Source organism: Pseudomonadota bacterium, assembly GCA_027620075.1.
Classification (GTDB): Bacteria; Pseudomonadota; Alphaproteobacteria; order Rickettsiales; family UBA6187; genus 1-14-0-20-39-49.
The window spans coordinates 199402-221583 of the sequence record JAQCEY010000003.1 but is presented as its reverse complement, the minus strand read 5'-3'; the positions used below and the strand labels follow the sequence as shown (position 1 = coordinate 221583).

Annotated in this window: 22 protein-coding genes and 1 tRNA gene; 8 read left to right on the top strand and 15 right to left on the bottom strand. The window is 37.1% G+C overall.

Features of this window, described 5'->3' with window-relative positions:
• Nucleotides 1-100 precede the first annotated feature (100 nt).
• From O2942_06590 to flhB, 7 genes are all read right to left on the bottom strand, one after another.
• On the bottom strand, nt 101-586 hold the full coding sequence (locus tag O2942_06590; protein ID MDA0781917.1) for a DUF4402 domain-containing protein: 486 nt from the start codon (nt 584-586) through the stop codon (nt 101-103).
• 322 nt (nt 587-908) lie between these two features.
• The gene (gene sucD / locus O2942_06585; GenBank protein MDA0781916.1) at nt 909-1784 is read right to left on the bottom strand and encodes a succinate--CoA ligase subunit alpha; all 876 of its coding nucleotides are present in this window, start codon (nt 1782-1784) and stop codon (nt 909-911) included.
• 120 nt (nt 1785-1904) lie between these two features.
• Nucleotides 1905-3107, bottom strand: a complete 1203-nt coding sequence (gene sucC / locus O2942_06580) for an ADP-forming succinate--CoA ligase subunit beta (GenBank protein ID MDA0781915.1) — start codon at nt 3105-3107, stop codon at nt 1905-1907.
• Between the two features lie 25 nt (nt 3108-3132).
• On the bottom strand, nt 3133-4080 hold the full coding sequence (gene mdh / locus O2942_06575) for a malate dehydrogenase (protein ID MDA0781914.1): 948 nt from the start codon (nt 4078-4080) through the stop codon (nt 3133-3135).
• Nucleotides 4081-4166: 86 nt separating this feature from the next.
• Complete coding sequence (gene rho / locus O2942_06570) at nt 4167-5426, bottom strand: transcription termination factor Rho (GenBank protein ID MDA0781913.1); 1260 nt, start codon at nt 5424-5426, stop codon at nt 4167-4169.
• A gap of 586 nt (nt 5427-6012) precedes the next feature.
• On the bottom strand, nt 6013-6507 hold the full coding sequence (locus O2942_06565) for a hypothetical protein (protein MDA0781912.1): 495 nt from the start codon (nt 6505-6507) through the stop codon (nt 6013-6015).
• Nucleotides 6508-6595: 88 nt separating this feature from the next.
• Nucleotides 6596-7681, bottom strand: a complete 1086-nt coding sequence (flhB, locus tag O2942_06560; GenBank protein ID MDA0781911.1) for a flagellar biosynthesis protein FlhB — start codon at nt 7679-7681, stop codon at nt 6596-6598.
• Nucleotides 7682-7838: 157 nt separating this feature from the next.
• Here flhB and O2942_06555 point away from each other — a divergent pair.
• Together O2942_06555 and O2942_06550 are read left to right on the top strand one after the other, a co-directional pair.
• Nucleotides 7839-7928 (top strand) — tRNA-Ser (locus O2942_06555).
• Nucleotides 7929-8314: 386 nt separating this feature from the next.
• A complete protein-coding gene (locus O2942_06550; protein ID MDA0781910.1) occupies nt 8315-8557 on the top strand; it encodes a hypothetical protein in 243 nt (80 codons plus the stop codon).
• Nucleotides 8558-8878: 321 nt separating this feature from the next.
• Here O2942_06550 and O2942_06545 read toward each other — a convergent pair whose 3' ends face one another.
• Genes O2942_06545 through O2942_06535 form a run of 3 tightly spaced genes read right to left on the bottom strand, consistent with a single transcriptional unit; the run spans nt 8879 to nt 11627 of the window.
• A complete protein-coding gene (locus O2942_06545) occupies nt 8879-9904 on the bottom strand; it encodes a class I SAM-dependent methyltransferase (protein MDA0781909.1) in 1026 nt (341 codons plus the stop codon).
• 22 nt (nt 9905-9926) lie between these two features.
• Nucleotides 9927-10664, bottom strand: a complete 738-nt coding sequence (locus O2942_06540; protein MDA0781908.1) for a transporter substrate-binding domain-containing protein — start codon at nt 10662-10664, stop codon at nt 9927-9929.
• 21 nt (nt 10665-10685) lie between these two features.
• Nucleotides 10686-11627: a methyltransferase domain-containing protein gene (locus O2942_06535; GenBank protein MDA0781907.1), complete on the bottom strand. Its 942-nt coding sequence runs from the start codon at nt 11625-11627 to the stop codon at nt 10686-10688.
• A gap of 154 nt (nt 11628-11781) precedes the next feature.
• On the opposite strand from O2942_06535, the gene O2942_06530 reads away from it, so the two are divergent.
• From O2942_06530 to O2942_06510, 5 genes are all read left to right on the top strand, one after another.
• A complete protein-coding gene (locus O2942_06530) occupies nt 11782-12522 on the top strand; it encodes a DUF5020 family protein (GenBank protein ID MDA0781906.1) in 741 nt (246 codons plus the stop codon).
• 19 nt (nt 12523-12541) lie between these two features.
• Complete coding sequence (locus tag O2942_06525) at nt 12542-14929, top strand: response regulator (protein MDA0781905.1); 2388 nt, start codon at nt 12542-12544, stop codon at nt 14927-14929.
• Between the two features lie 111 nt (nt 14930-15040).
• Nucleotides 15041-15325, top strand: a complete 285-nt coding sequence (locus tag O2942_06520; protein ID MDA0781904.1) for a transposase — start codon at nt 15041-15043, stop codon at nt 15323-15325.
• A gap of 11 nt (nt 15326-15336) precedes the next feature.
• A complete protein-coding gene (locus tag O2942_06515; protein MDA0781903.1) occupies nt 15337-16200 on the top strand; it encodes an IS3 family transposase in 864 nt (287 codons plus the stop codon).
• Between the two features lie 113 nt (nt 16201-16313).
• The gene (locus O2942_06510; protein MDA0781902.1) at nt 16314-16940 is read left to right on the top strand and encodes a hypothetical protein; all 627 of its coding nucleotides are present in this window, start codon (nt 16314-16316) and stop codon (nt 16938-16940) included.
• 127 nt (nt 16941-17067) lie between these two features.
• Here O2942_06510 and O2942_06505 read toward each other — a convergent pair whose 3' ends face one another.
• The 5 genes from O2942_06505 to O2942_06485 form a co-directional block, all read right to left on the bottom strand.
• Entirely contained in the window at nt 17068-18291 is a 1224-nt protein-coding gene (locus O2942_06505; protein ID MDA0781901.1) for a hypothetical protein, read from the bottom strand.
• A 107-nt stretch (nt 18292-18398) separates the two neighbouring features.
• A complete protein-coding gene (locus tag O2942_06500) occupies nt 18399-18674 on the bottom strand; it encodes a hypothetical protein (protein ID MDA0781900.1) in 276 nt (91 codons plus the stop codon).
• Between the two features lie 58 nt (nt 18675-18732).
• The gene (locus tag O2942_06495; GenBank protein ID MDA0781899.1) at nt 18733-19554 is read right to left on the bottom strand and encodes a mechanosensitive ion channel; all 822 of its coding nucleotides are present in this window, start codon (nt 19552-19554) and stop codon (nt 18733-18735) included.
• Between the two features lie 88 nt (nt 19555-19642).
• On the bottom strand, nt 19643-20209 hold the full coding sequence (locus tag O2942_06490) for a hypothetical protein (protein ID MDA0781898.1): 567 nt from the start codon (nt 20207-20209) through the stop codon (nt 19643-19645).
• Nucleotides 20210-20291: 82 nt separating this feature from the next.
• Nucleotides 20292-20555 (bottom strand): hypothetical protein, encoded by a 264-nt coding sequence (locus tag O2942_06485; GenBank protein MDA0781897.1) that lies wholly within the window; start codon nt 20553-20555, stop codon nt 20292-20294.
• Between the two features lie 526 nt (nt 20556-21081).
• On the opposite strand from O2942_06485, the gene O2942_06480 reads away from it, so the two are divergent.
• Complete coding sequence (locus O2942_06480) at nt 21082-22167, top strand: hypothetical protein (GenBank protein MDA0781896.1); 1086 nt, start codon at nt 21082-21084, stop codon at nt 22165-22167.
• The last annotated feature ends 15 nt before the right edge of the window (nt 22168-22182 follow it).

Here is a 22182-nt window from a genome sequence, read left to right as displayed (position 1 = left end):
TCATGCTGAATTTATTTCAGCATCTCATTTTACCTAGAAAAGACCCTGAAACAAGTTCGCCGGTGACAAATCAACCATTAAACGTACAATTCCGTAAAAATTACTCATATTCTGCCATGAAAGTATAGCTTAACTCGCCGCTTGTATATACTCCCGGCACGGCATTACTATGAACGAATATCCGTCCTCCCACATTAACTGCCCTTCTTCCGTTAGCACCTATAGTTTGCGAGGCAGGTATTAACAAGCTGTCAAAATCCACTCCCGGTATTGTTGAATTTGTCGATATTACGGTATAATTAACTACGGCATTCGGTGTACCGAAGATGCGGAAACGTGCGTTTTGTTGAAATGAACCTATAGTTCCTTGTGTGTTGGCATTATATTGACCGTTACGCCTTACTACGACAAGATGACTGCCTGAGTTGGGAACGAATACTTTACCGAAGTTAAGTTCCTGCAACTGATTAACCTGCATAGGAAGATGAATTTGTACCGATGCCGTAGATGATGCTGTTTCCGAAAAAGCCGGATTCGATGATAAAACACCGATAATTGCTAATAAAAATAACCTTAACTTCCCCATGTTATGTATATTTTATATAATAAAAATGTTAACCTGCTTTATATTTATGCTTTATATTTATGATGTATCATAATAGTACAGCACAAATATTACACAAATATTACAAAAAAAAGACTAAAAAGCCGGCTCTTTTATCATATAGTGTTTTTGCTTTTTATTTACACTAAGAAATTGAGGCGATGTGTAAAAAACACACATGAGCCGAAAATTGATGAATAATAAATGACAATCTATCATCGTATGGAAATTATTTGGAATAACTATAGATACGAATAAATAAAGTAGATTCGCCGATTAAATCGACGAATCTATAATACAAAAACTAAGCAGCCAAAAGCTTTTTCATGGTTTTACCAAGAGCCGCAGGTGAATCGGAAACTTTAATTCCTGCCGATTGCATAGCTTCGATTTTATCTTCAGCACCACCTTTTCCGCCTGAAATTATAGCTCCGGCATGTCCCATACGTTTTCCCGGAGGGGCAGTACGTCCTGCAATAAATCCTACAACAGGTTTTTTAACTTTTGAATCTTTCAGGAACTGTGCTGCCTCTTCTTCTGCCGAGCCGCCTATCTCGCCTATCATAACGATAGCCTGCGTTTCATCATCGCCCAAGAACATATCCAACACGTCAATGAAGTTAGTACCGTTTACAGGGTCACCGCCGATTCCGACACATGTAGACTGTCCGAACCCTTCGGCCGTAGTCTGATGAACCGCTTCATAAGTTAGAGTACCCGAACGTGAAAGAATACCGATTTTACCACGCTTGTGGATATGACCCGGCATAATACCTATTTTGCACTCGTCAGGAGTTATAACACCCGGACAGTTAGGACCTATAAGACGTGTTTTAGAGCCGCTTAGTGCTTTTTTAACTTTAACCATATCAAGTACGGGTATTCCTTCTGTGATACAGATAGCAAGTTCGATTTCGGCATCTATTGCCTCTAAAATAGCATCGGCTGCAAACGGAGGCGGAACGTAAATAACAGAAGCGTTAGCACCCGTAACATCTTTAGCCTCCTGTACGGTATCAAATATAGGTAGGTTTAAGTGTTTACCACCACCTTTACCGGGAGTAACACCGCCTACCATTTTCGTTCCGTATGCGATAGCCTGTTCAGAGTGGAACGTACCTTGCGAACCGGTAAAACCCTGACAGATAACTTTAGTTTCTTTGTTAATTAAAATAGCCATTATAAATTCCTATTTCTTTATAAATTTTGTAACAATGTGTGAACTAAGAAATTACGAACTAAGAAACTATGAAGATTTAAATTTTCTTAAGTTCATAGTTCATATATTCATAGCTCAACTCTACGCCGCAGCCTTATTCTTAACGGCAGCTACAACTTTAGTTGCAGCATCTTCCAAATCATTCGCAGGAATAATATCCAAGCCCGACTTATTTAATATCTCTTTGCCCAAGGCGACATTAGTCCCTTCCAAACGAACGACCAAAGGAACGCTTAAAGCCACTTCCTTAGCAGCGGCAATAACACCCTCTGCGATTACATCGCAACGCATAATACCGCCAAAGATATTAACCAAAATGCCCTGTACGTTATCATCAGACAAAATAATTTTGAATGCCTCGGTAACACGCTCTTTAGTAGCACCGCCGCCAACGTCCAAAAAGTTAGCAGGCTCTCCGCCTTTTAGCTTAATGATATCCATAGTTGCCATTGCAAGACCGGCACCATTTACCATACAACCGATATTGCCGTCCATTTTAACATAGCTTAATTCATGGTCTTTTGCTTTTTTCTCCTGTGGGTTTTCCTCAGACTCATCACGCAAATCTTCGATATCAGGGTGACGGAAAAGAGCGTTATCATCAAAACCGCACTTAGCGTCCAGTACGACTATCTGACCGCTTCCTGTAAGCACCAATGGGTTTATCTCGATTTGAGATGCATCGGTTTGCAAAAATGCTTCATATAGAGCGAAAACGATTTTAGAAAACTGCTTTAACTGATCACCTGAAAAGCCAAGTGCAAAACCTAGCTTTCTGGCATGGAATCCTGAAATTCCGGAAGCCGGATCAACACTTAAAGTAATGATTTTCTCAGGCGTGTTATGTGCCACTTCTTCAATATCCATACCGCCTTCTGTAGATGCTACGAAAGCCACCTTTGAAGTTTCACGGTCAACAAGCAGTGAAAGGTAATATTCTTTTTTAATGTCCGAACCGTCTTCGATATATAAACGGTTAACCTGTTTACCTTCTTCGCCTGTTTGTATTGTAATAAGGGTATTACCGAGCATTTCCTCGGCATTTTTCCTAACTTCCTCAACTGACTTTACAACACGTACACCGCCTGCAGCATTTGGAGTTTCTTTAAACTTACCCTTACCGCGTCCGCCTGCATGTATTTGTGATTTTACCACATAGACGGGTCCGGGCAGTTCTTTGGCGGCTTCTTCAGCTTCTTTAGCTGAATGAGCCGGATATCCTTCCGGCACAGGCACACCGAACCCGGCTAATATACGTTTGCCTTGATATTCATGTATATCCATAATTCTTCCTTAGTTTTTTATTAATTTACAATTTAATCCCGTCAACAAGTCCTCTAACCGCAGCTACGGACTTGTCGAAATTTTCTTTTTCTTCGCCTACCAATTCAATCTCGACGATTTTTTCAACGCCGTTCTTACCTATAACCACAGGTACGCCGACATATAAATCACTCACGCCGTATTGTCCAGTAAGATATGCCGCACAAGGTAAAACTCTTTTCTTGTCCTTAAGATAGCTTTCCGCCATTTGGATAGCTGCAGAAGCAGGAGCATAAAAAGCAGAACCTGTTTTTAGCAAACCTACGATTTCCGCACCTCCGTCACGTGTACGCTGAACAATAGCATCTAATTTTTCCTGCGTCGTCCAACCCATTTTCACCAGATCAGGCAGAGGAATACCTGCAACGGTAGAATATTTTGCAAGCGGAACCATCGTATCACCGTGACCGCCCAATACGAATGCCGTAACATCTTCCACTGAAACACCGAATTCTTCCGAAAGGAAATATCTGAATCGGGCAGAATCAAGCACACCTGCCATGCCTACAACCTTTTCAGGCTTAAACCCTGTAACTTCTTTCATTACCCACACCATAGCATCAAGCGGATTGGTAATAACGATTACAAAAGCGTCAGGAGCATATTGTTTGATGCCCTCACCTACGGTTTTGATAACTTTAGTATTAATTTCTATAAGGTCATCACGGCTCATACCGGGTTTTCTGGCAACACCGGCGGTAACTATAACCACATCAGCCCCTTTGATAGCCGAATAGTCATTAGCACCCGACAGGTTAGAATCAAAATCTTCTATAGCGGAGCTTTGAGCAATATCCAGAGACTTCCCCTGCGGCAATCCTTCGTTAATATCAAATAATACTATATCGCCCATTTCTTTTAAGCCGGCAAGGTGAGCCAGAGTTCCACCGATATTACCCGAACCTATAAGGGCTATTTTGTTACGCTGTACCATATTTAGTTCCTAGTTGTAAGTTGCAAGCTGCAAGACTAAAAACACGAACCGCTAGCAACCTGCAACTAGCAGCTCGTAACTAAAGCTTACGAATTCATTGACTCAAAAAAGTCATCATTGTTTTTAGACGCTTTTAATTTACCGATCAAGAACTCACTTGCGTCAACTACACCCATAGGCTCTAAAATACGTCTTAACATCCACATTTTAGAAAGAGTATCCTTACCGACAAGAAGTTCTTCCTTACGTGTTCCGGACTTAGTTATATCAATAGCAGGGAAGATACGTTTATCGGATAATTTTCTCTCAAGCACTATTTCGGAGTTACCCGTACCTTTGAATTCCTCAAATATTACCTCGTCCATTCTGGAACCGGTATCTATAAGAGCCGTTGATATTATAGTAAGAGAACCGCCGTTTTCGATATTACGCGCAGCACCAAAAAACCTTTTCGGACGTTGCAGGGCGTTTGAATCCACACCACCGGATAACACCTTACCCGATGACGGTACGCATGTGTTATAAGCACGTGCAAGCCTTGTAATTGAATCCAGCACTATAACAACATCTCGTTTATGCTCGACAAGACGTTTCGCTCTTTCAATTACCATCTCCGCCACCTGTACGTGTCTTGCGGCAGGTTCATCGAACGTCGAGCTGATAACTTCACCTTTTACCGAGCGTGACATATCCGTCACCTCCTCAGGGCGTTCGTCTATAAGCAGCACCATCAATATCACTTCAGGGTGATTTTCCTTAATGGCAAGTGCGATATTTTTCATCAATACCGTTTTACCCGTACGAGGGGGAGCTACTATCAACGCACGCTGTCCTTTACCGATGGGGCAAACCACATCAATGATACGGGTACTCAAATCTTTTGCGGTGGGGTCTTTCATTTCCCCAAGATTGAATTTATCATCAGGGAACAACGGTGTAAGGTTATCGAAATTTATCCTGTGACGTGCATCTTCGGGGTCACTCATGTTTATCTGGTTTACTTTCAGCAATGCGAAATAACGTTCACCCCTTTTAGGCGAGCGTGTTTCACCGCTTACGGTGTCACCCGTCCTTAAGCCGAATTTCTTAATCTGATTAGGGGAAACATATATATCGTCAGGGCCGGGTAGATAGTTCGCCTCAGGTGAACGCAAAAATCCGAATCCGTCCTGCAACACCTCGATAACCCCCTCACCTGCTACTATACCGCCATTATCGGCAACAACTTTTAAGATAGCAAATACAAGGTCTTGCTTTAGCATACCTCCGGCATTTTCAACACCGCATTGTTCTGCAAGTTTCAATAACTCATCTGAAGATTTAAGCTTTAATTCCTTAAGGTTCATCGTAGTTCCGACAAACTTATCCCTTTCTATTGCAGGCTTGGCTTCTTTTACGGGAGCATCATGTTCATGTCCGTCTTTATTATGCCTATACCTTTCCCTCGGTGCTGTTTCCCTCGGTGCTGTTTCCCTCGGTGCTGTTTCCTGCGGTGCTGTATGTGATGCACCCGATGCGTCTTTAACTACCTCGGCGGCAGATTCTTTGTTATGATTATCATCATCAGATTTTTTTGTATTGAATTGTCTTTTTGGCTTAGTTTTTAGTTCAAGTTTTTTTGGTGCTTGTTCATTTTCCATAAAATGATGCCTTAAAATATATTAATTGATAAGTATTTGTGTAGATGTTGTCATCCGGATTTTTTTACATTGGATAATGTTTGGAATTTACTTAACATTTGCCTATGAGCTTTTTAATTTACAGGCAAAAAGTATCTATCAGTTACCAATAAAAAACCTTTTTGTCAACATGTTATAAGCTAAAAAATTAATTTTATAATATGTTTTGCAATTTAAGATTTTCTACAAGCCGCTGAAAAACAATCATAACTACTGCATATTCAATATTTTTTATATTTTTAACGACCGTTGGTTATATATTTCTTTGACTCTTTTCTTTATCGCTTAATATAATTTTTTGTAAATAACTTTCACTATTATTTAGATCGCTTTGCTTTTCCTCACCCAATCCGTTATCTGACTTGAATCGATTTATGAGTCCCTGTTGTTTTTCATTAAATTCTTTTAAAATCCCGACATAATCATCGGAATTATTTTCTTTGATTTCTCTTGCCTTATCAATACTTTCCTTTTGCATTGCTACGATTACCTGCTCCCCTAGATTTTCTATCATATCTTTTGAAGCACCCGAACTTTTAGCATTGTAAAATTTTTCTATTACTTCATTTACATAGTTTGCATGTTTATACTTTTTACCGGATTTTTCTTCGTTACCGCCATAACTTTCAACAACATACGCATCGGGCAAAGCATAACTATCGTCCATATCCTCTTGTTTATCTTCTTTTCGGATATTTTCTTTATTTTTTCTGAACAGGGATTTTATTTTATCTAATATTATCGCCATACCTTATGCCTTGAAGATTTTAAATAACCTTCCTGTACAAAGAATAGCACATTACCGCCATCTACAAAAGTAAATTTTTTAAATATTTTTACGCCGACTTTTTATTATTTTTCCCTTTCAGTTTGTAGATATAGCGTATTACTTCAGCAACCGCTTCGTAGTGTTTGAACGGAATTTCCTGCTCAAGTTCTACCGATGCGTATAACGCCCTTGCTAAAGGTGCGTTTTCGATTATAGGTACATTATTTTCCTTTGCTACCTCCCTTATTTTCAAGGCCATGAAGTCCATTCCTTTTGCAACGACCACAGGAGCCTGATTAACCGCCTCATCATATTTGATGGCGATAGAATAGTGTGTAGGGTTGGTGATTACCGCATCAGCGTCAGGTACATTCTGCATCATACGGTTTTGCGCTCTTTTATTCCTTATCTCCCTTAATTTGGCTTTTACTTCCGGACTACCTTCTGTTTGTTTAAACTCGTCCTTAAGGTCACGTTTGGACATCTTGAGTGATTTTATATGTTCATATTTCTGATATAGAAAGTCGATTACGGCAATAACACCCATAAAAGCACACACTCCTATCATCATTTTCGTAGCAAGCTGTAGCAGCAAAAGTAGTGCCGCCATAATGCTTTCGTTTTGTATATTTATTATCTCGTTCAAACTTGGATAAACGGCAATATAACCTACTACGGCAACCAGTGTTATTTTTAATATACCTTTTATAAATTCCATAAGGCTTCTCATTGAAAAAAGGCGTTTAAGCCCTTTTAATAGCGATATCCTCTCTAGTTTGGGCATAAAAGATTCATGTGAGAACACTATAGGGTGCTGTATCATGCTTGAAAAATATATGATAAGTATAAGTATCGAGACGGGTACTATCATAAGAAACAGAACGCTTTTTAGCACTTGGGTTGAAATTCCCACGATGCTTCGGCTATCTATCTGAAAATCATGGGCAGAGCCTATAAAACCCGTCATATTCAGGGCAGCTCGTTCCATGATAGATGGAACTATCCATATCAGTGTCAGGGCGAACACGACAAGCATCAGTAGACTGGTCACCTCCCTTGAATGGGGAACCTGCCCTTTTTTAAACGCATCGTCAAGGCGTTTTTGTGTGGGGTCTTCGGTCTTTTGCGAATCGTCCTGATCTTCGTCCGGCATGGGTTGAATTACTATTTTTTATTATAGCTAACAAATATAGCTTTTTTATTTTATTAACTAAAGATATTTTACCGGAATGTAATCAAAAAAGGAGTTCCGGAAACAAAACATTGATTATTTAGTAAACATCATTTATTAACAACATTCTTTACTCTAAGGAGAGGTGGCCGAGTGGCTGAAGGCGCACGCTTGGAAAGCGTGTTTAGGGGCAACTCTAACGTGGGTTCGAATCCCATCCTCTCCGCCAGTTTGGCCGTAAATACCCTTTATTATCAATGTATTGTTTCAAAAGGATTAATGCCAACCCACAAATTTACCCACAAATAAAGTGCGATTAGGGGTGAATAATGGTGAATATTTTTCTTTCCATCCAATCCGCCATTTAATATGCAAACCTTTGTTGTTTTCAAATGATTAGTAAATCTATTGATTTCTAGCACCATATACGTGATATGGTTTGTGTGTACATGAATCCAAAATTTACTCTATGCGTTACTAGTTTGAAAACGTTTATGCGCCTGGAGGGCAAGGCTATAACCTCCCTTATTGATGATTTGCGTCGCTCCTTTGAAACAGAGGAACTTGAGCAACGGCTAATATCGGTTGAACAAAAACTTAATGATAGCAAATAACATGAGCAGATTAAAAGGCAGAATTACCAAGGCAGAAAAAGCCCTATATCCTAACGGCACTGATTGGGTGAATGTAACCCTATTTTATGGTGAGAGCAATGAAACAGCCTTGAAACGGCACTTACAAGCCCACCCGGAGGATGAGGGGAAAAACTATATCATTATTACCAGATACGGCAATGAGGAGCATTCCGTTGGTACTTATGAGGAATGTGTTGCGGAGTTTAGGAAGGAAGTCCAATAATTACCCAAAGATAAGTTAAAAGTGGTTAAATACTCTTAACAGATTGTCCGAAAATGGGGAGTAGGTTCAAGGTTCATTTATCGCATGTGCCTTTATACAGCAGATAATTTGTTAACACAGCCTACTTCTTGTTCCGGGGTGCAGTAAGCTCTCATGTGCTGGTGCTATAAACAAAAAGTTTAGATTCATACAGCAATTCTTGTGCCTTTCGTCGTCTTTTAACCATGTTTACCCAAATTTTGTCTGAATATTCAAAAGGCGTGTTAGCCACCTGCTCAAATCATTCCAAGCCTATTCCGCCGATAAAGAACGAGTTGGAGCCTATAAAATATGTCCAGTAGACTTACTTGATTTAGCAGCGAAAGTAGATTCTTCATTTAAGCAGCTTGAGCATTCCTCAATCGCTTTCTCAAAGTCTTTACTTATACCCTTAGATAATAGAATTTGTATTTCCGAGCGAATCACAAGAGAACCTCCATTATCCTTTATTTTATCTTGCACGCTATTTACAAAATCAGGTAGTTTTTTTTCATTTTCCAAATCAGACAAATCACGTTGTACTATAAAGCCCAAGAGATTCACAGCTTCTTTCATATCACTGTTATATTTAGCCTTTTGCATGCCAGGAACAGTTTTTAAGTCATCCCATTGCTTCGCTGTAAGAGTTGGAAAATTTAATCTTGCTTCGAATGGAATGGTTGCAAGTCTAGTGTTGCTATCTTTGCATATTCCGGCGATGGTATCTGTAGCATTTGGCATAAGGGGTGAACCATAATTGGTACCAATTTGACGCATATCTGAACTTCCAGCCTCATGTATCATGATCCCTATACCGTTATTATTGAGCTTGTTCATGATCTTGCCAACAAAATTGCCAGCCTTTTTGTTAGACTCTTCTTTATCGGATGTATTATAGCTATGGTAAATCATATGTGATGCGACAATAATATCTGCCTTCTCTGCTTCAAGTGGCTCATTATTAAAAGCGTCAGCTTTCTTGGCACTTATGTTAACACCAGGAAACTCCTTCAATTCTTCTACGAACTTTTTTACAAAATTATCATTATAGTCCAAGCCTGTATAACTGATAGAAGTATCTTTAAATGCTTTTTGTAGTTTAGGTATTAATTGTTTTGCTAATGTGCCTTCACCACAGCCAACATCCATTACGGATAAAGATCCATCTTTTGCAATATCTGTGTTTTTAGAAGTTTCAGTAAATAAGCTCTCCAAAATCTTGGCAGTTAAAGTTTTCTGGTTTGTATTTTTTAAGAAGGTTGCGAATCTTTCATCGTAAGATTCATTGCCAATTTTTTGTTCTTCTTGTTTATAGTTTTTTGCTTGCATGAATTACCTTTCGTATAAGATATTATTTTAAATATTTATTATATATTTGCTGATAACGACCTGAATCTTTGAGGTGCTTTAAGCCTTCATTAAAATCATCACGAACATCTTTATCCTTGAAGACTACTTTATATTCATTAGCAGGAAATATGTCATGATATATGACAGGTTTGGTGGTATCAGCTTCATCTTTTACATCTTTGCTATAATAAAGAAAAATATTCTTATCCATAATAGCGACATCCGACTGCTCGTTAAATAACACTTTTATTGACAATGTATGTTTTTCTTTTTCCCTAAAGCGTGGATTCGCCTCTGCCATCTCAGCAAACTTATGTCCTAAATATTTTGTTGATAATTGAAATGATGTAACTTTTTTATCTATTAAATCGTCTATTGAATTAATGGTTAGGTTTTTAGAAGCTAAAGATATTGCATAATTAGTATATGTAATTACGTGATCAGAGAAATGACCGTCAATACCTATCTTTTCCTCAACTGTGGCTATAGCATCTGCACCCTTGTCAATAATTGCCCGATCAATTTCTATAAAAGGAACATGAATGGTTTTCATGCTATACCCTTTATATTCCAGAGCTTCTCGAATGATATCAAGTTCAATGCCGCTTTGGGTATCAGCTATTATATATGGCGCAACTGCAAAACCTACAGCTACTTTTATTTCTTTAGCTTCGACTCTTGAAGAAATACTAATAAATAAAAACTGTATCAAAAACACCAAAAAGATTCTTTTTATCATTTTATACCCAACATTTTGTTCTTATGCTACTTTCATTATCTTGCTTTCTTGCGGTGTTGTAGTTATTTTTTCTAAACCCTGAGCGTTTTCTTTCAAAGACTCAAAGGCTTCCCCCAATTGTCCTTCAAACCCGGTTTCATGATCTTTTCTTACGGCAACCTGCAAACGACTGCGTATAATGAGACAATTATTTTGATTACCTAATTTTTCCTTAACATTATCTAGATATTTGGGCAGCTCTCCTTCTTTCTTCAATTTTTCAAGAGGCTGTTGAACTACAAACTCCAGCAAATGTTTTGCCACTTCAAAATTCGGAATATGGGATGCATCTCGGGTCTCTAGTGGTTCCCATAATTGATTCATATTCTCAGGAAATTGTAATAATGTTTTATATGATAAAGCACGCATGTCATAATTATCTCTCAAATTCTCTTCCATAACTGATGCTGTATTGAGTTTTATATTGGCTGCAAAATCGGTACGCAGCTGGTTTATGTCGGACTCAGGTGCATCATGAATAAAGACAGCTACACCTTTCGGTGATAATTTATCCATATAGTCACCCGTAAATTCTGCAACGTCTTTCGCGTAGTACCCTACATGAGATGCAAGCATCACGTCAATTTCGGGTAAATCTTTTTGTATGCCCTTTGAAAAACAGTCACCTTTAATAAGAGTTGGATTTGTAACTTTACTTGATACTAAATTCAACCTAGCCTCGGATAGAGCTTCCTCTTCGCCGTCAATACCAATATAGAATATATTGGTATTACCTAAATCTTTAATAACATCTGATGTTAGCGATGCACTAGCACAACCTATATCCAAAAGCTTCAAGTCTTTTTTGCCTGGAAATGCTTTACTAAGAAAGCCGGCCAATAATTGCTTTGTTAATTGTTTTTGGTTGGTGTTGTTTTGAAAAGCTTCAAACCATTTGCCGGGATCGGATTTTTCTTTAGTCACTCGAGGTCTCTAAATATTTGTTACATATTATTATATACTTACTAAAGTTATAGATACTGCGATAAATAATCAACTAGTAATTGCATTGTATACATATATAAATTAAATATTGTTTGTTATATACATATATAAGTTAAATATTGGAGTTTTAAAAATGAGGATTGTTATACCTATCTTAAAATTATTAAAAACATGCACCATATGCTCTTTGATTTGCTTAACATCAAATATTGCATATGCGGATAACTGGCAATCTAATAGTATTACTTTTTCTCATGGAGGAAACTATCAGCTTGGCGATCAAGACCGGGAAATTATAACATTTGAGCATGCAAATGGTTGGGAGTATGGGGATACATTCTTTTTTACTGACATAAGTTTCTTGGAAAACTCCAGTACAAAGGTATATGGGGAATTACATCCGCGGATAAGTTTGGGCAAGGTTCTAGATAAGCAACTAGACTATGGGATTATAAATGATGTGTTGATTGCGACACAGCTTGAATTCGGCAGTGACAATATCAGAGTGTATTTATACGGACTGGGCACAAATGTTAAAATACCAGGATTTAGTTATTTTATGTTAAATGGGTATGTGCGTGATAACGAAAATTTAAGCGGCTCAACTTATCAGATTAGTGCTGTTTGGGACTACCGGTTTCCTATAGGAAACCGAAAAATGACTATTAACGGTTTTGCTGATTGGGCAGGTGGGGAAGATAATTTGGAAGAAAACCTAACTATAGTTCCACAATTCCTTCTTGATATAGGTGATGTTTGGAATAAGCCAAATAGGTTGTATGGTGGACTAGAATACCAGTATTGGCATAATAAATTTGGTGTCAATGGCATAGAAGAGCACGCCCCCCAAGCAATTGTTAAATTTATATTCTAAAATTTATTTCGTTATATGAATGGTGTTTGTAAATAAAGTACTTAACTTATCTATAAAAAATAAATTAGCGCTTCTTGTAACTGCGATAGGTACAATTAGTATAATGATGCTAAGTATCTTTTTTATCATCTACTATACAAAATCAATGAAGGAATCTTCTCTTAAAGAAATAAATCTTTTACTCAATATTGTAGGAGAAAGTAATATTGACCCTCTTATCCATGACAATAGAAATCTTGCAAAGAAAAAGCTAGAATCTCTTTCTGCAAAATTATCTATTAAGGCTGCCTGTTTATATGGAGAATACGATGAGTTAGTAGCATCATATTTACGTAAAAGTAGCAAGATGCAGTGTCCTGAAGATATCAATAAAGATTTAGTGCAGGATAAAAACGGTTTTGCGTTATCAGAGCCTATTTTATACAGAGATTATTTAGTTGGTACTTTATATATTTATTCAGATTTGAGTCATATAAAGAATACGGTAACAAAATTTATCATTTATGCGGTTATCGCAGCTGTAATTGCTGTTATGTTAAGTTTAATACTTATTACGTTTTTCAGAAAGATTATTACAAACCCTGTCAGAAACTTGTTGCAAACATCGGAGTTAATTTCAAATACAGGCAACTACGATATTCGAGTAGAAAAAATGTATTCTGATGAAATCGGAGACTTGGTAGATTATTTTAACGAAATGATTCATAATATTTCAAAGCGTGAAAAAAGCCTCCAAGAGGCTGTAATAGTATCTGAAAAAGCTAATAAGGCAAAGAGTGAGTTCCTTGCTAATATGAGCCATGAAATACGAACACCCATGAATGGGATAATGGGAATGGTATCATTACTTTTGCGTACGAAGCTTGATGATAAGCAAAAGAATTTTGCAAATACTATTATGTCTTCAAGTACGGCACTTCTTGATATCATTAATGATATTTTGGACATATCAAAAATCGAGTCAGGTAGTCTTAATATTGAAAAAGCACCGTTTGATTTAAGAAGTGTATGCAATGCGATAATCTTATTGCTTTTATCAGTAGCACAAGATAAAGGGATTGAATTAATTTTATATTACCCTGCTAAATCACCTTCTCATTTTGAAGGTGATTCTAAACATATAAGACAAATACTTTTCAATCTTGTTGGCAATGCCATAAAATTTACTGACAAAGGATATGTGTCACTTATAATTAGAATAATTACAGATAATAATGATAATTATGCACACATTAGCTTTGAGGTTAAAGATACAGGTGTTGGAATAGCTAAAGATCAACAAAAAACAATATTTGATAAATTTATTCAGGCTGATGCGTCTACAACTAGAATATATGGAGGAACTGGCTTAGGCTTGGCGATTGCGTATAACCTTGTAAAATTAATGGGAGGTGAATTAGTTGTTGATAGTGACAAAAACAAAGGGTCTACATTCTCTTTCACGATACAGCTGAAAAAAAGTAAAGAAATTACTCCGGTAGAAACCTTACTTAAGCTCGGTGATAATGATGTTCTTGATGGAATAAAAATTCTTATAGTCGATGATGTAGAATTAAACTGTGTAATTATACAAGAGCATCTTAATACTATCCCTAATATTTCTTTAGAAAGCTCTCAATTTCCAAAGCGTGCGTTAGATGTTATTATGGAAAATTGCGCATGTGGTAATAGTTTTGATATTGCTATAATTGATTATTTAATGCCTGAAATAGACGGTATAGAATTTGCGAAGATTATTCGTGAAAAAGTTGGTAAGGATATACTCTTAATAGCTTTGTCATCGGTAGTAAATTGTGATATATCAAGATTTGAGAAAGCTGGGTTTAATGCTTTTCTTTCTAAGCCAGTTCATGGTGATAGTCTTATATCTATTTTACAAAAACTATATAGTTTGCATAAAGATGGTTTACTGGATGGTATAAAAACTGAACACTTTTTTTATGATATAAAGCCTCTAAACGATGATTTATCTATTATTGATGAGGATGATGTTAAAGGAAATACTGATATTACTAATGAGAACGATAGCAACCAGGTTCTCTTGGTTGAAGACAATCGTGTAAATCAAATGGTTGCAAAACAAATGCTTGAAGACTGCGGTTGCGTTGTAACTATAGCTAATAATGGCAAGGAGGCCGTTGATGTCGTTAAAGTTAAACGTTTTGATTTAATACTTATGGATTGTCAAATGCCAATTATGGACGGATATCAGGCTACAAAATTAATTCTAGAGCATTACCGTGACAATCAATATTTGTGTCCTCCAATAATAGCACTAACTGCTAATGCACTTGTTGGTGATAAAGAAATATGCTTGAATGCAGGTATGACAGATTTTCTCCCTAAGCCCATAACTATAGAAAAGATAGAAGATACCTTACGAAAGTTAAGAGATACCTCCGAGTAGGTATCTAAGCCTAGCCTACTGGGTTATATTTCACTGCCATCGATAAACTGAAGTGGCTATACTTTAGCGGACAAATCCTATAGAAGGATTTCAACCTAAAGGAATATTATTATGACAAAGAAAAGGAGTTTTTATTCGCCTGAATTTAAGAATCAGGCAATTTCGCTGGTTCGTGAGGCTAATCATTCTGCATCTGAGGTTGCCAGAGAGCTTGGAATCAACGTTAATACGCTTTATAATTGGCTCAGTTCTGTGACGGACGAATCCATTAAGAATCCTGTTAATGACAATATTGTCGCAGAAAATAAACGTCTGAAAAAAGCATTGGCACAGGCTGAGTTGGAACGTGACATCTTAAAAAAGGCGGCAGCGTATTTTGCCAAGGAAATTCAGTAAAGTACGCATGGATAAAGGAATTTCAAGGAGTCTTTCCAGTATCGGAAATGTGTAAAATCCTGCATGTTGCACGCAGCCGATATTATGCTTGGTGCAAGAATCCGTTGTCAAAACGGGCCTATTACAACGCACTTTTAACACAGAAAATCAAAGCCATATTTGTCGAAGGTCGTGAAAATTATGGCACAAGAAGTATTCAAAGCAGGTTGCAACAGCGTGGCATTAAAATCAGTCGCAAACGCATCGCCCGACTGATGCAACTATCTGGTTTACAATGCAAAATAAAGCATAAATTCAAGGTTACAACCGACTCTAATCACACGCGATATATTGCACCCAATTTGCTACAACGCCAGTTTTATGCGGACGCAGCAAATCGTGTTTGGGCAGGCGATATCACCTATATCCCAACTAAAAATGGCTTTCTTTATCTGGCTACGGTGATGGATTTATATTCACGCAAAATAGTCGGATGGTCAATGAATACAAGCCTGAAGAGCTCTTTGGTGAATGACGCACTGACAATGGCTATTTGGAGCAGAAAACCCGGCAAAGGTCTAATCTGGCATAGCGATAGGGGCAGTCAATATTGTGCCAAATCACACCGAGCTATTCTGCAAGACCATAAAATTATTCAAAGCATGAGTCGCAAAGGTGATTGTTGGGATAATGCGACATCCGAGAGCTTCTTCAGCACCTTAAAACGGGAGATACCACAAATGAATAATTTTGCCAATCAAAAACAGGCAAAGGCTGCTATTTTTGAATATATCGAGGGGTTTTACAATAGAATCAGAGCTCACTCAACCATCGGATACAGCTCTCCTGCTGAGTTTGAAGAGGATGCAAGGATTATTAAAAAGGCTGTTCGCTAAAGGGTTGACAGGTCAGATTTCCTTGGCAACCAATTTATGTTTAGGGATTTAAATACCGGTAAACTTGTACAGCCGGATGAAACTCACCAACCAAAACATGTAGTAGCTGCATAATGAATTCATTCAGTGAATTTTATCCTACTAAAGAATCGTTTGATGCACTCAAAAGTGCAATTGAGAACGAAGGAGAAAATCCGTGCCGTGATAAGCTTGTGCCATTTAGCCAAGTATTGGCTAAGAAGCATAATATAAGATTAGAATATGCTTATACAGAATATTGCACCTCCGGTATAGGAACAAGAGCAGATATTATTATATGTGGAACGCCACATACCTTATCAAACCCAGAAACACATTCCCTCCCTCGTAAAAAAGTAATTCTTTATGAATGCAAAAGTCCCAAGAATTCAATTTTTGATAAAGTTAAAAACGGTAGACCTTTACCTACGGAACACTTAATAGAAGCGGAAACCCAGTTACTAGATTATATCCATGATGTAAGTAATGTTGACGGCACTTTTAGAGATTTAATAGGTGCTTCAAATGTGCATCCGGAAATGGGAGGCATAATAATAGGAAGGAGTTCAAATAACCCTTCACTGACTTTGCCTTCTTTTAAACGCCAGCAGTATTTATACAAAGAACGAATAAATTTATATACATGGGATAATATTATTAGTGTAATTTTAGAAGATTATCCATCTTTTGCAGAACAAAGAGAGCCGGTTGCAGTTTATTAGTTCTTAATATACGCTAATTTTTTCCTCATCATTAAAAGCAAAGTATGATTCTGCTCTTTCAAAAACTCCAACAAAAGACCTCTGCATAATTCTTTAAGTTCCCCCTGCGAGACGGGGTTTTTAACACTCAACGCCCCATCATCGGGTAACTTATCTCGCACCCTTGATATTTGTTTACCTGTGCGAATCTTACCATATGCTTGGGAAGCGAATAGTTTTCGGACATTCTTTCTATTCGTTCGGGGTTCCAGTTTTCATCACGGCAAATATCTTCCATTGCCTTTTTGTTTAGCTCTTTTTGTATCATGGACATCTCTGTTTTTCTGCGTTCTATGGGGCTGTCATAATATTTGCCGTAGCTGTTAAACAATGATTTCAGTTTATATATATCAAAATCACGAGCAGTAACTGCTCCAATACCGTTTTTTGCACGCACCTCATCACCGATTATCCCGTCAAGGTCGGTCAGACGGTTATTTTGAACTTCCCTCACCACAACATTCCATTTTCGTAAAGCGTCCTTATTATAAAAACCGCTATTATCTTTACGTGCCACCTCATAAGCGGTATGAGAAAGCAAGTCCGTTGCCATGCGGCTTTTTTTATGCTCGGGTACGAACATTATCTCGGAATATATTTTACCGTTTTCCGTATTAATAGGCACGTTAAGCTTTGCACTGAAAAACCCGCTGTTTTTCCGGCTCCACTCCTTAACTATAACAGGGCTTTCCTCGTCAATTCCAAATATTGAATTTTCTTTATTACGGCTGTGATGCTCAAATATATAGCTGCAAAATTCATAAAGTTCCTCAGGTTTTCTTGTAAATACAGACAATCTGGCAGAATCATGAATATCCTGCCCCGGATTTTTTAATATTTTTTCTAACGTCCTGTCAAAAGATTTTGCACCGTTTGAGACCACAAAAGGTGAAGCGAATTTTTTTTCACGTCCCATTTTTTCCAGACCGTTGAATTTTCCCGTAATGGAGCTTGGCATATAGCCCTCTTCCATATATTGCCCGTTATAATATATTTGAGAACTTGTCCCCCTTAACTTTACAAAAGTTACCTCTCCCGACTCCCCCATATTGCCGTTATTTTTACGGCTTATAACAAAACCATGCGAAAAATCTTCCAGCTTTTGCTGTGCATAATCGACCGAACACTTTAGCTCATCTAAAGAACGCTCCGCCTTTGGAGAGTATGACTGCTTTTTTATATATTGAATATCCGGTAGTTCACGTCCGTAATCATTGGCAAAATTAGCCCATTCGGATATAAATGCCGAACAGGCATTGCGGTTTGATGCAAATAAGAGCATGATAAAAGCTGATAGTCCTGACTTTTTCATAAAAAAACGCTGAAAAAATTTTTCGACTTATTGTTTTATAAAAAGACAGTAACAGAGAATATTATTTTAAAAAAGCATTATTATGGAATTTTTAAAGGGAGTGTTCATTACTCATCAACACCGTCCTGATCCGAGAAATCGTCCATGCTTCTATAATTGACATTTTCCTGAAAATCCAACACTTTAAGACACTCTGCCAGAGTTTTATCGGCAAACCGCTGGTTTTGCGTACATTCCTCATATGCCTCGTCATATGCCTCGGTGTAAGAACCGTAAACGATCTCATCACCTCTCGGTCTTACGTCAAGCAAAGCCACAGGACAGGCTGTCAAACCAAATAAGGAAAAAACCGCTACGGATATTTTTAACATCCTTGTTATCATAAAAAACCTCCATATTAGTTCAAATGCAGTATAGCATAAAAATAAATATTTTCAGGATTTATTTTTTAAGGTTATGAACATGCAGTTCTCTTTGAGGGAAAGGTATTGTTATTCCTTCTTTATCGAATGCTATTTTGATGTTTTCGTGCATATCGAAGTATACGTTCCAGTAGTCCTCTTTTTTCACCCAAGGGCGAACATTGAAATTGACACTGCTATCTGCTAATGCCGATACGGCAACTAAAGGTTCTGGCTCGGCAAGTATCCTTGAGTCATCTTTTATAACCTTATTTATTACTTTTTTGGCTTTTTTAATATCGTCCGAATAACTGATACCGAATACCATATCAACCCTTCTGGTATCCCTAGCCGAAAAATTAATTATATTCTCCGAAGTTATTTTACTATTTGGAATTGTAATTACCTTATTATCCGGCGTAACCAAAATAGTATTATAAATACTAAGATCGGTTATCGCCCCTCCTACACCTGAAACCTCTACATAATCACCTATCTTGAACGGTCTTGTAGCGATTATCATAACACCTGCGGCAAAATTCGATAACGAACCTTGCAATGCAAGACCTATCGCCAAACCGGCAGCAGCTATCATTGCCGCAAGGGAAGTAGTATCCACTCCCAACTGCCCGACCGATGCTATTATAACAAAAGCCATCAATAATGCTTTGACTATCTTACTGAAGAAAGATACCAAAACATCATCCATTTTTACTTTCTTCATAACGGCTACGGTTGCCTTGGTAACATACTTAATTACCATTAAACCTACAACAAGTATTACGATTGCTAATAAGAACTTAACACCGTATAGTGTGATATATTCTATCAATTTTTCTTGATTTAAGAACTCGGCGAACATAAAAAAACTCCCTTTTTTGAAAGCTCCTTATACAAAAAAACAGAATTTTTACAAGCTAATTATATTGCTAACTAAAATATTTTAATAACTACAGGCATTCGAGCAGCGTAGAATCAAGGTGCATTAATATTATCCGAAAAAGTTCGGCAAGAACCTGTATCCAATATATATACGAAGAAATAAAGCTTGCCGCTACCGACATCGCTATAACCTTGATAAAAAACCTGAAAAGAGCAACACCTTCCATATTTTTTACGAGTTTCTTATTATATTCTTCAGTATAATTCATTAGCAAGAAGGATATGGCAAACACCGAAACATAAACGGCATATTCCATATAATCTTCAAAAATAGTATATGTGATAAGGTTTGTGGCAAAAACCGTAACCATGAATACGCCGTAGCATATAACGTAAAAGAAAAATTTCATTATTACCGATATGCCGGACATATCCTTATATTTGTCCTTTACACGTTGACCTATGTATAATGCAGCCCATATTGATATACATACGATAAAGAATTTATTAACAGATTCCGTTATAGTGCTAAACGTACTAACACATCGGGTGACTTTTTCCGTATCTGCGGCATATGCAGTATTAAATAGTACCGATATTATTAAAAATAATGATAAACTACAAATTAATCTCAATGATATAAACCCTATTATTTTGTTACTTCCCACGAACTCTTTTTCAAAAACAAATCGGTTACCGCCAAAACAGATGATTATTTTAGAAGCGTTTTTTCAACAACTTTAAAAACAGGACAAGCCATAATATGAATGACAATACAAGTCCTGCATACGCATTTGCTCCTCCGGCAGTGCTTGCCGCAGTCGGAACGTCATAAACGCCAAGTCCGATGCTACTTACTTCCACCGAATAAACTATTTCATTGTTATTCCGTTCCAACATTGCAAGGCTATCAAACTCCTCTTTATCCAAAAGCGGTTTTATAGGCGGTAATTCATTTGTTTTTATATTCGCATACTTCATAATTTAATCATATACCCCAAATACAACAATTTTGTTGCATTTTAGAGCATTTTTCCATCACCTTCAAGTAATAAATTGATTACTTTCAGTTAAAAATTGAAGATTTGACAAACATAGTAACTTTTAATTTACCTTAGGTATATATGTCATTCCACGAATTTGTTTGGTAAAACAAATTATAGTGGAACCCACTTTAAAAAAAGTTAGGAAACTATCATTCTAGTAAACAACGGCAAATAAACGTTAAAAAATTTAGTCATTCTTTAAATTGTCAAAAACGTACTAATATATTAAAAATAATTAGTTAATAATTTTATTTAAAAAAATAAACTATGTATATTATAAATTACACAAAAGAATAAATTATCCGTAAATTCAAAACAACAAACGCCTGTTTTATATGCATATTTTTTCCCGTTAATAAAACTTAATTTTTTCTCTTGTCTGTTAATTTTTTTTCTGATTTTTATGTATCCGAATATTAATATTCATTAACTAATTATAATTAAAATAAGGTAATTTTATTATGTCAAAAAAACTACTTTTAGCGGCTACTACTGCGGCTTTAATTTCAAGCACTGCTTTAGCAAACAATAACCAGTTTTATTTGAACCAAAACGGTATTGATAACGTTTCAACGGCAGATCAAACAGGTGATTCTAACTATGGCGAACTTTATCAAAACGGAGATCTTAACATTTCCGATCTTGATCAGGTCGGTGATAACAACTACTCATACGGCTCACAAAGCGGTGATGAGAAAGAGCAGGTTATTTATCAGGAAGGTAACGGAAACGATAGTTATGCATACCAAGTTGGTGATTTTAATGATGCTTTCGTTAATCAGATAGGTGATGACAACTATTCTAACGTTGATCAGGGTTACCAATTCGGTTCACTACCGGCTCCCGGTTCACTTAACGTTGCGAATGTTAACCAAACAGGTAATGACAACTCAAGTTCGGTATATCAGCACGGCAATGCCAACACAGCTAATATCAACCAAACCGGTGACGAGAACACAAGTGACGCTCACATTGACGGAAGTTTCGTAACTGCCGATGTAACTCAGGTCGGTTTTAGCAACGACAGCACGGTTGAGTCTTCTATTTTCTCTCAAGACCCTACTCCTGACTACCTTGACACAAATAACAGCTTCACTATCAACCAAGACGGTAACGATAATCAAAGTTTTGCAGGTTCTATCGGAAACTTCAACACTGTAACGGTTGACCAATTCGGCGGTAATGCTAACGATTCGGAAGTTAACCAATTAGGTGATTACAACATCGCTGACATTGATCAGGAAGGAAACGCTAACATTTCCGACCTTGAGGCTCAAACAGGTGATGACAACCTTTACACCGTTTCACAAATCGGAAACTTTAACGAGAGTATTGCTAACACTGTAGGTAACTTAAACATCATTACTATTTCTCAGTTCGGTGGCGATAACAACTATTCAAACGCTGTTCAAACAGGTGATTCAAACTCATCTACTTTGACTCAGGACGGAAACTATAACGTTTCTTACGTTACTCAAACCGGTAACGGTAATACTTTCTTCGGTAGCCAAATCGGTAACGGTAATAGCTCTACTGTAAATCAATAATCTTTAAGTTGTTGT